The organism is Streptomyces sp. NPDC033270 (genome assembly GCF_055576575.1).
Map to the genome: position 1 here is coordinate 16,202 of NZ_JBVIRA010000008.1, position 10,169 is coordinate 26,370.

The window sequence follows — 10,169 nt, forward strand, 5'->3', positions numbered from 1 at the left end:
TGTGGGGCGGGGTGGGCGGGGGGGGGCGAGGTGGTTGACGCAGCCCCCCCCCCCCCCCCCCCGCGACGGTGGGGGCGGCCGCCGGCGACCGCCCCCACCCCGCACGGCACGCCGCCTCCGCCCGGCCGGCTACTTCTGCTCCGCCACGGGAACGTGGACCCATACCGCCTTCGACGGTGTGCCCGCCCCGTCCACCGCGTTGAGCATGTACCACCCCGGCGGCACCAGCGACGGGTCCTTGGGCAGCGTGACCGTCACACCGTCCCTGCCCTTCGTCACCGTGAAGTCCAGCGCGATGGACCGCTGTTCGATGTTGGTGACGTGGGTGAAGGAGCCGGGCCGGATCAGCCGCATCTTCTTGATGGCGTCGGCGTGCGGGGCGCCGAACGTCGCGGTGCCGCCGAGCGCGACGGTCCTGGCGGCACTGCCCGGGGATGTCAGCTCGGGGCGCGACTTCCGGAAGAGGTAGGGCGGCGTGTAGAGGTCGATCTGCTGCTGGAAGACACCGGGCTTGGTGTTGTCCTTGTCGGCGTACAGCGAGTCGGAGCCGAAGGTCATCACCCGGCCGTCCGGCAGCAGCAGCGCGCCGGAGTGGTAGTTGCGGCCCACCAGCGGGTCGGCCACCTGCCGCGCGGTGTTGGACGCCGGATCGTAGATCTCCGCCTTGAGGACGTTGGAGTCGCTGCGGCCGCGGTAGTCGCCGGAGCCGTTCGTGGTCAGCACCGAGTCGTCCGGCATGATCACGCTGCTCGGGTAGCGGGCCTTGGCGTAGAGCGGCGGCCCGTCCTTGAAGCGCGGTGCGGGGGCGTGCAGGTCCACGATCCGGGTCTTGTCCGTCGACCGGGGGTCCTCGCCGACCCCGCCGCCGCCCAGCACCATGTACCGCTGGTTCTGGGCGGGCGGCAGCAGCACCGACATCGACGTCTCCAGGATCTTCGGATCGCTCATCCCGGGCACGACCTGGAAGGTGTTGGACTTCAGGTCCCAGATGCCGGGAGTGCGGCCGATGTTGTCCGGGCCGTAGCCGGCGTTGGAGCCGGTGTAGAAGATCCGCCCCCGGTCGGTGAGGAAGAGCGCGGGGTAGGTCGGGAAGAAGCGCTGCCGGGGGAGGTAGCTCCACTTCTTCGTCGCCGGGTCGTAGAGCTCCTGCTTGCCGGGGACGACCTGCCCGATCTCGTCCAGTCCGGAGACGGACAGGACCTTGCCGTCCTGGAGGGTCGTCAGCGTCGGGTACCAGCGGGCCTCGTTCATCGGGTCGACGGGGACGTAGCGCTCGGCCACGGGGTCGAACTCGAAGGAGTCCTTGATGCCCTGGAAGTCCTTCTTGTCGAAGGACAGCTTCTGTGCGATGCCGTAGAAGTTGTGGGCGTCGACGCCGGTCAGACCGTGGATGCGGTAGTTGTCCTGGGCGCCCGTGGAGTGTGCCGGGCCGTTCTTGAGCGCCTCGACGTAGACCCGGGCCTCGCTGTGGGTGACGGTCACCTTGCCGGTCGCCGGGTCCTTGGTCTTCTTCGCCCGCGGCACCACGACCGGGTCCTTCGAGGTGAAGGTCTTGCCGTTCTGCTTGCCGGTGAAGAGCGTGCCGGCCGGGAAGGTTCTGGGGCCGTCCGGGTTCTCGTTGTAGATGATCATGAGGCCGCCGGCCTTCTTCACATCGCCCTGCAGCTTCTCGTAGCGCTGCGTCCCCCCGGCGACCAGCAGCTTGCCGTCCGGGAGCTGGGTGTGCCCGGCGCAGAAGAGGTCCTTGGGCGTGGGGATGTTCTTGAAGGTGTTGTTCTCCGGGTCCCACAGCACCGTACGGAAGGACTTGGCCCTGAAGTTCGCGGCGTTGTTGCCGGAGCCGGCGACCAGCAGCACCTTCCCGGTGTGCAGCAGGGCCGCGTGGATGGTGTTGATGCGGTACTTGTCGGGGACGTCGACGACGTCCCAATGGCCGTTCGCCGCCTTGTACTCGGGCTTGTTGATCTCGTACTGGTGGTACTGCTCCGAGGCGAAGCCGTAGAGGGCCGGCCCGTTCATCCCGGCCAGCGCGAGCACCACCGCGGTCGCTATCGCCACTCTGCGGGTGCGACGGCTCGGACGGTACTTCATGTGTGACGTCCCCCAAGGGCGATCTGCATGGTCTGTTCGGTGGAGGCGGGCTGGTCAGCGGCCGGGTCCGCGGGGCTCGGGCCGTCCTCGGTGCCGGAGGCGCCGGCGGCCGCCTTGCGCCGCGCCCCCCGGACGCCCAGCCGCCAGGCCACGATCGGCGCCGCCGTGATCAGCATCGCCAGCGACGCCCACGTGGTCATGGCCGGATGGCTGTGCCCCAGGACGAAGGAGGCGCCCAGCGAGCCCCCGAAGACGAGCAGGAAGAACAGGTGCACCCGGAAGGTGCCGAAGAGCGTGTCCGGACTGGAGGAGTCGCCCTTGGGCGTGACCACGAACTTGCTCTTGCGGCGCAGTACGGCGTCGAACAGCGACCGCGCGTAGATCGGCGCCGACAGCGCGGACATCACCATCCCGGCGACGCCGCCGGACCCCTCCGGCTCGTGCGGCGAGACGTTGTGCCGCCGGTTCCAGACGTACAGCCCGATCTGCAGCGCCGAGGCGTTGCCGTAGAGCATCATCCACACCGCCGGGTCGATCTGGACACCGGAGGCCCCCAGCCCCAGGAACAGCGCGCAACTCAGCGCCGCCAGGATCCAGTTCAGCGCCGACATCGGGTAGAAGATCACCATCATGAGGTAGTTGAAGAGCCGGCCCGGCGGCAGCGTGAACGGCGCCTTCCAGAACTGCTTGAGGATCGTCTCGTACGTCCCGCGCGACCAGCGCAGCTGCTGGGTGAAGAAGTCCGTCCAGGCCGTCGGCCCCTCGCCGACCGCGAGCACGTCGGGGGTGTAGACCGACTTCCACTTCTTCCCGGTCGCCGGATTCCGGTGCCGGTGCATCTCGAAACCCGTCGCCATGTCCTCGGTGATCGAGTCGTACAGCCCGCCGATCTGCCTCAGGGCGCTGATGCGCACGGCGTTGGAGGTGCCGACGAACATCGGCGCGCCGTAGCGGTTGCCGGCCCGCTGGATCAGCGCGTGGAAGAGGAACTGCTGCGACTCGGCGGCCTTGGTGACGAAGGTGTCGTAATTGCCGTACACCTGCGGGCCGATGACGAAGCCGACGTCCGGGTCGCGGAAGAAGCCGAGCATCCGCTCCAGGTAGTTGGGCAGCGGGACGTGGTCGGTGTCGACGGAGGCGAAGTAGTCGTAGTCGTCGCCGTGGGCGTCCAGCCAGGCGTTGTAGTTGCCGTGCTTGGTCTTGGCGCGGTGCGGGCCCTTGGCCTGGTTCCACTCCGGCACGCCCTTGCGGCTGAAGTGGTGCACTCCCAGGCGCCGGCAGACCTCCTTGACGTCCGCATCGTCGCCCTCGTCCAGCAGCCAGACGTGCAGCAGACCGCGGTGGCGCACCCGGACCGCCGCCTCCAGCGTCTTGGTGACCATCGCCAGCGGTTCCTTGCCGGGGACGAAGGAGGTCAGGAAGGCGACGCGGGTGCCGCTCTCGGGTATGACCGGCACGGGGTCGCGGGCGACGAGTGTGGCGTGCGCGTTGGAGAGCACGTTCATGCACCGGAAGAACTCGATCAGCGCGATCGAGACCAGCATGACGGTGTCCAGCACCGGCAGGAACTCATACGCGGGGTAGTCGCGTTGAGTCCAGTGATCGGGTTGCAGCAGCCAGGCGAGCAGGCCCAGCGAGACCAGCGGGGCCGCGCCGAGCAGCAGCGCGGCCCGGATGCGGTGCGGCTCGCCGGCGAGCAGCGAGCGGTAGCGGACCTGGTAGGGCTGGTCCGGATCGGGCTGGGTGAGCGGCCCGGCCAGCCGGCTGTAGTGCTCGTAGTCGTAGCGTGGCAGCGGCTTGCGCTGGACCCGCCGCTGCCAGTGCTGGCGCGGCACGCGCAGGCGCGCCGTGGCGGACGGGTCGTACGGAAGCTGCGGCCGGGCGCCGTCATGCGGCGACGTCATGAGTCCATCCCCCCGCACGCAGCGGGGCTGCGTGCCGATTGCTGACGGCCCGAGTCCTCGGTCCCCCTCGACCGACTCGGGCTCATTGGTGTCGGCCGCCCGCACCGTCAGACGGTGACGGCCGTCTTCCGGTTGCATGATGAGCTCCCCGCGATCCTGCCAACGGCGGGCTACCCGCGTCCACATCGCGCCAACCGGCGTTTCCGCTGTCCCCAACTCGCCGGGACCCCGCTGCTTTCAGCCGAGTTCCCAGGTCAGGGTCCCGAACCGACCGCATGATCGCAAGGTGATCCGAGGGGGATACGGACAAGAGTGTGCAATGCGGGACGGTGTATGGCGCAGCGCGCATCACTTGAGTCCGCCGTCGGTCGTAACTGGCCGGTTTCTGGCGGATTTTGGAGTGGTGGCCGATACCGCCCACTCGGCGTCGCCATGAGGTCTGGTTGGTAAAGGGATTCCCTGGCATGGGTAAAGTCGCCGACTGGCGAAATACAAAGGGAAGTTGACGGATCGGGGGCGGCATGGCGCCGACGGCAGGTATATCGATGCGGCGCAGCTGAACTGGATTTGGCCCTGCTGACGGAATCAGGGGAAGTGACCTCCGCCTCCACCGAATTGGCCGAACGCATACCCTCGGTGAACACGGGCGGGGCGAGTCCGCGGACGCCTTCAAGGCCCGCTGGGACGCACCGAAGAAGGCCGTCGACGAGACCGTCCCGGTCTTCGAGAAGGCCGCCAAGGCCTTCCGTGCCGTGCGGACCTTCGCCCGTGCCGGTAAACGGCAGCGTTTCCTGGTCGAAATAGGGGCACAGTACGCGGGCGGCTTTCTCTCCGGCGTCGGCACCAGCGTGATCGGCGGTAAAGGCCCGAATGGCGTGACAACGCGATCAACGCCGGTTACGGGGCACTGGGCGGCGCCGGCGCGGGCGCCCTCATCGGCACCCCCGGGCTGGACCCGCCCTCGCCGCGCTCGCCGGATGCGCCCTGGCGCGCACCGGGTACGTCCTGCGGGCGGGCCGGGTGACGCCGCACCGCGCCTACGAGCCGGCGCTGGACGCGAGGCGCCCCCAGGGGCCGGCGCGGGCGCCACCGCCCCCGCCGCGCCGCACGGCTCCCGCTGGACCTGGGCGCGGATCACCGCCGTCGCGCTCGCCGTCCCCACCTCCCCGGTGCCCTTCGGCAGCCTGGGCGCCGGCGGCCCGGCACGCGGCGCCACGGCCGCCCGGATCGCCGCCGCCGGCCATGTGATCAAGGAGCTGCCGGTCGTCGCCGCGGCCCATGTCGAGCGCGCGGGCAGCAGCCGCCGGGTCGGCGAGAGCTGGGTCGCGCTGCGGGCGACGGTCCAGGGGTCGGCCGCGTGCCCGGGGCCGAGGCCGCCCGGATCGCCGGCGCCCGGCCGCGTGAACCGTTCCCGCTCGACGCCGCCCGCCGTACCCGCCTGCTGGAATTCGGCGGTCACTGGGCGCGCACGGATCCCGGTCGGCGTGCTCGGCATGATCGTCTCGGTGGCCGCCGCCGGGGTACTGCTCCTGCCGGTGGACGGTGGATGGCGCGTCTGGACGGCCGTGGCGGGCGCCCTCGCACCGCTCCTCGTCTGGATGGTCGCGGGTCTGTTCACCGCTCCGGCCGCCGAGGGGGCGGCCGCGGAGGCCGAGGCGGGCCCGGCCGCCTGACCGGTCCGCACCCGCCACATGACTGAGGCCCCTCGCATGGCGAGGGGCCTCAGTGTTACGTGCGCCGCCAGGGACTCGAACCCCGGACCCGCTGATTAAGAGTCAGCTGCTCTAACCAACTGAGCTAGCGGCGCGCGCTGACCTGAAGAACTTTACACGAACTCGGGACGTGCTCCGTACCCAGAACCGGGTCGCCCACGCGCTCGGCCTCTGTGACCCCCGCCACTCGTGCCCTGTGCCACGAGGGGCTCCTACCGCACAAAGGCCCCTCCCCGTACGGGCCGGAAGTCCCGCGATCTTGGGACCTTCGGCTGCCGGACCGCCCGAATTGCTCTGTGAGGATCGAGTTCGGCGAGTCCGTGGCGTAGGTCAGCAGTTGCCCCGTCAACATGCGATATCTCCTGCCGGTTGAGAGGCTGAGGCGCGTACCGGGGCGCGGGGACGGAACGAACGAGAAGGGGGCCCGGCCATGGCGTCCGTCACTCCTCCCCCGCCTCCCGCAACCCCACCCACCACAGCAACGTCTGCCAGGACGCGCGCCCCGGACCGGGTCCCCGGGACTCGCCCCTCCGTCGGAAAGGTTGATCGTCATGGTGTCGACAGCCAAGCGCACCCTTGAGATGCAGCTCCTCCTCGGGCCGGACGAAGCGGTTCCGGTGGCCGGCCGGTTCGGCTACCGCAGCGATCGCCCGTACGAGGTCGAGGTCGCCTTCCTCAGTCGCGGCCGCACGGTCTCGACCTGGCGGTTCGCCCGCGATCTGCTGCTGGAGGGGTTGTCCGGCGAAGTGGGGGAGGGGGACGTACGGGTGTGGTCCTTCCGCCGGCCGGGCGATGTGCGCCGCGTCCACATGGAGCTGTCCACCGGCGACTCGGTGTGCGAGCTGTCCGTGCGCGCGAGCGAGCTGACCGCCTGGCTGGAGCAGACGGCGGCGATCGTGCCGCCCGGCCGCGAGGACCGCTTCCTCGACATGGACACCCACCTGGCCCGGCTGCTGGCGGGGAAGTGCTGATGGGGGGCACGGCGATGATGACGACGACCATGGACGAGGTGGCGGCCGAGGCCGCGCGGGCGACACAGGCCGCGCCGCGGGCGGTGACCGCTCCCGGCCCGGAGGACGGCTCCCGGTCCGGCCCACCCATACCCGCGCCCGGCTCCGGCATACCCCCCGCCGCCGCGGATCCCGCCGCACCCGCGCCCCACGACCCGTGCGCACACGGCTTCCTGCCCGAGCGGCCGCCGGTCCGTTCCATGATCGGGACCTGGACCCGGCTGGACGCCATGGCGCGGGCGGCCGCGGTCGCGCCCGACCGGGAGGCCGCGATCGCCCTGGTCGAACGCGCTCGCCGGGACGACGAGTTGTCCGCGCTGCGGCAGCGGGTCTCCCGCCTCTCCCTGCGCAACGCCGAGGCGGCCGCCATGCGGATCGCGGTCGTCGCGGTCTCGTGCGGATGGTGCGGGCTCGACCCGCAGGCGCCGGCCGCCCGCCAGGTCGCCGACGAGGCGTTCCTCGACCTGTGGGCGGCGATCGCGCACCGCATCGACCACGACCAGTTCGTCGCGCTGCCCACCCTGGCCCTCCACAACTGGGCCCCCGAACGCAAACCGCGTCGTCATATCCCCATCGACCAGCTGGCCCGCACCGAACAGCTGGTACCGATCGTGCGCTGGGCCCCGGAGGGCCAGCCGCTCAGCCGGCTCGACCGCCTGATGCTGGCCGCGACCCGGCTGGAGGCGCACGGCATCTGGCTCTTCCGGCTCGCCGAGACCCTCGCCGGCCGCTCGCCCGACGACTCCTCCACCCCCACGGCGCTGCGCCGCCTGGTCCGTGTCCAGCACGCCCTGCGCGCCCAGCTCCACGCCGAGGCGGCGGAACTGGCGGCCGCGCCCGCGACGCCGCAGCAGCGGGCCGTGCTCGCCGCGCTCGCCGAGCAGGGCGCCCTGGAACCCCCGGTGCTGCAGGCCGCCGACGCGGTGCTGGGCATCGGCGGCCGCCGCGTGGGCGACGGCCGGCGCCAGCTGCTGCGCCGCCACCTCCCCGCGCAGCACCGCGCCTGGCTCAGCGCGATGGACCGGCACTGCGCCCCCGTACGCACCCTCGCCCACCGCGGCGGTCCCGACGCGGCCGTCTACCGCGAGGCCCAGGAGTCGCTGATCGCGCTGCGCCGCACGTACACGGCGCTGGTGCAGGCCGCCGCCCGCCCCGCGACGGACCCGTTCCCGGCGGCCGCCTGACGCCCCCGCCTGCCCCACCCGGCCGCCGTCGGGCGGATGGACGCTGTCATTGGTCTGGACATGACCAATGGCAGTGTCTAGTGTGCCGTTTGGTCTAGACCGCGCTTCTCGCACCACCTCCCTCCTCAGCTCACGGAACCTCCCCCACGTTCTTCAGGAGCGAAGCATGCGCAAAAAGATCAGCGCTGCCGTGATCGGCCTCGGTGTCCTCGGCGTCTCCCTGCTCTCCACGGGCAGCGCCGCCAGTCACGGCTACAGCGACGCACCCCCCAGCCGGCAGGCGCTCTGCGCCCAGGGCGCCGTCAAGGACTGCGGCGCGATCCAGTACGAGCCGCAGAGCGTCGAGGCCCCCAAGGGCTTCCCGGCGGCCGGCCCCGCCGACGGCAAGATCTGTTCCGGCGGCCATGCGAACTTCGCCGAGCTGGACGACCCGCGCGGCGGCAAGTGGCCCGGCACCACGCTCTCCCCGGGCCAGGGCTACACCTTCACCTGGCGGCTGACGGCACGTCACGCCACCACCGACTTCGAGTACTTCATCACCAAGGACGGCTACGACCCGAGCAAGCCGCTCACCCGCGCCGACCTCGAACCCGAGCCGTTCATGACGGTCCCCATGGGGGGCGCGCGGCCGGGCGAGACCGTCCAGCACCAGGGCACCGTCCCCACCCAGAAGTCCGGCCGGCACCTCATCCTGGGCGTCTGGAACATCGCCGACACCGGCAACGCCTTCTATGCCTGCTCGGACGTCGATCTCTCCTGACCCGACGACGGGCCGGCCCGCCTCTCCCGTGGGGCAGGCCCCGGACACAGCGAAGTGGGCGTTCCCGGAGAACCGGAAACGCCCACTTCCTACGTGCGCCGCCAGGGACTCGAACCCCGGACCCGCTGATTAAGAGTCAGCTGCTCTAACCAACTGAGCTAGCGGCGCGCGCTGACGAAAGAAATACTACCTGGTCGAAAGGGGTGCTCGTGACCACCGTCCGCCGGACCGCGCCCGGCCCGCTCAGATCGCCAGCGACAGCAGTACCGGCGCGGCCTTGCGGTTGAGGGTGTCGGCCGCCTGGCGCAGGCGATGGGCGTGCTCCAGCGGCATGGACAGCGCGAGGCAGCCGACCGTCGAGCCGGCCGTGATCGGTACGGCCGCGCAGACCGTGCCGACGGCGTACTCCTGAAGATCCAGGACGGGGACCGTCGGCGGCTGGCTGTCGAGCTTGTGGAAGAGGACCTTCTCGTTGGTGATCGTCCGGGAGGTGAGCCGGGCGGTCTTGTGCCGGGAGAGGTGGTCCTTGCGCCCGTCGTGGTCGAGCTGCGCGAGCAGGCACTTGCCGACCGCGCTGGCGTGCGCCGTGCGGTGGAACTCGGCCCACTCGTTGACCTTGGGTGCCAGCGGTCCGTCGGCGTAGTGGAGGATCTTGACCTCGCCGTCGATGTACCGGCTGATGTAGACCGCCGCGCCGACCGAGTCGCGCAGCTGGTCGAGGGTCAGCTGCAGCTTGTCGCGCAGGGCCCGGTCGCGGTCGCCGCCCGACCCCAGGAGCAGGAGCGATTCACCGACGACATACGCCCCGTCGGTGAGCTGCTCGGCATAGCCCTCGCGCCGCAGCATCGACAGCATGTGGGCGAGCTGGCCCGGGGGCAGGCCGGTCTCCCGGGCGATCTGCGCATCCATCACGCCACCGGCGTGCCTGGAGATCGTTTCGAGCACGCGAAGGGCGTACTGCACCGAATGGAACGGCGCGGTCGGCTCGGGCTTCAGCGCCACGGTGTCCCCCTAGCAGGTTGTTACCGCTTGCGTCGTGACCGCGCTGAGCGGCACGGTCGGCACATGCGCGACCGCGCCCGGACAACGAGGCTGCTATCACGATAGCGGTCAACGGCCCTCGATGGAGGGGGTCTTGACTGAAAAGCAGTGCGTCTCGGTTTTCTGTCCAGCGGCTTGGGACTCTGGCATATGCCAAGGTCACGAAGCCGGGTGCCGGGGTGCCGCACGCTCCGGTGTCACCCCCTCGCGCCGGGGCGGAAGCGGGTGAGGCCCCCCGGGAGGGTCCGGAATCAGCCAATTCCGCGGCCGGTTCCGTCAGGTGCCACGAGCGTCGGCTCAGGACGTCGTCATCGCCTTCTCGCCATGGGCGCCCTCGGTCCTGCCGCCGGCCCGGCGCCCTGGTGTGCGGGGCGTACCGGAAGGAGAGAGGTGGGGGGGGGGGGGGGGGGGGGGGGAGAGAGGCGCCCCCCCCCCCCCCCCCCCCGTTCTCTCTCCACACGTCACCC

Annotated in this window: 7 protein-coding genes and 2 tRNA genes; 4 read left to right on the top strand and 5 right to left on the bottom strand. The window is 71.1% G+C overall.

Annotation, left to right across the window (positions count from 1 at the left end; translation table 11 throughout):
• Positions 1-129 precede the first annotated feature (129 nt).
• Together glxA and ACZ5XZ_RS14035 are read right to left on the bottom strand one after the other, a co-directional pair.
• On the bottom strand, positions 130-2,091 hold the full coding sequence (gene glxA, locus ACZ5XZ_RS14030) for a radical copper oxidase GlxA (protein ID WP_468977537.1): 1,962 nt from the start codon (positions 2,089-2,091) through the stop codon (positions 130-132).
• Entirely contained in the window at positions 2,088-3,995 is a 1,908-nt protein-coding gene (locus ACZ5XZ_RS14035) for a glycosyltransferase family 2 protein (protein ID WP_468977538.1), read from the bottom strand. Before ACZ5XZ_RS14035 ends, glxA begins: the two co-directional genes overlap by 4 nt.
• Positions 3,996-4,972: 977 nt before the next feature.
• Here ACZ5XZ_RS14035 and ACZ5XZ_RS14040 point away from each other — a divergent pair.
• Entirely contained in the window at positions 4,973-5,668 is a 696-nt protein-coding gene (locus ACZ5XZ_RS14040) for a hypothetical protein (protein WP_468977539.1), read from the top strand.
• 60 nt (positions 5,669-5,728) lie between these two features.
• Here ACZ5XZ_RS14040 and ACZ5XZ_RS14045 read toward each other — a convergent pair.
• Positions 5,729-5,802 (bottom strand) — tRNA-Lys (locus ACZ5XZ_RS14045).
• Between the two features lie 456 nt (positions 5,803-6,258).
• Here ACZ5XZ_RS14045 and ACZ5XZ_RS14050 point away from each other — a divergent pair.
• The 3 genes from ACZ5XZ_RS14050 (at position 6,259) to ACZ5XZ_RS14060 (ending at position 8,661) form a co-directional block, all read left to right on the top strand.
• The gene (locus tag ACZ5XZ_RS14050; protein ID WP_468977541.1) at positions 6,259-6,678 is read left to right on the top strand and encodes an SsgA family sporulation/cell division regulator; all 420 of its coding nucleotides are present in this window, start codon (positions 6,259-6,261) and stop codon (positions 6,676-6,678) included.
• Entirely contained in the window at positions 6,678-7,901 is a 1,224-nt protein-coding gene (locus tag ACZ5XZ_RS14055; RefSeq protein WP_468977542.1) for a hypothetical protein, read from the top strand. Before ACZ5XZ_RS14050 ends, ACZ5XZ_RS14055 begins: the two co-directional genes overlap by 1 nt.
• 166 nt (positions 7,902-8,067) lie before the next feature.
• Positions 8,068-8,661 carry a lytic polysaccharide monooxygenase auxiliary activity family 9 protein gene (locus ACZ5XZ_RS14060; protein WP_468977544.1) on the top strand — a complete coding sequence of 198 codons (594 nt, stop codon included), beginning with the start codon at positions 8,068-8,070 and terminating at the stop codon, positions 8,659-8,661.
• A gap of 94 nt (positions 8,662-8,755) precedes the next feature.
• On the opposite strand, the gene ACZ5XZ_RS14065 is transcribed toward ACZ5XZ_RS14060, so the two are convergent.
• Positions 8,756-8,829: transfer RNA gene (locus ACZ5XZ_RS14065), tRNA-Lys, on the bottom strand.
• Positions 8,830-8,904: 75 nt separating this feature from the next.
• Positions 8,905-9,663, bottom strand: coding sequence for an IclR family transcriptional regulator (locus ACZ5XZ_RS14070; protein ID WP_468977545.1), 759 nt, complete (start codon positions 9,661-9,663; stop codon positions 8,905-8,907).
• Between the last annotated feature and the right edge of the window lie 506 nt (positions 9,664-10,169).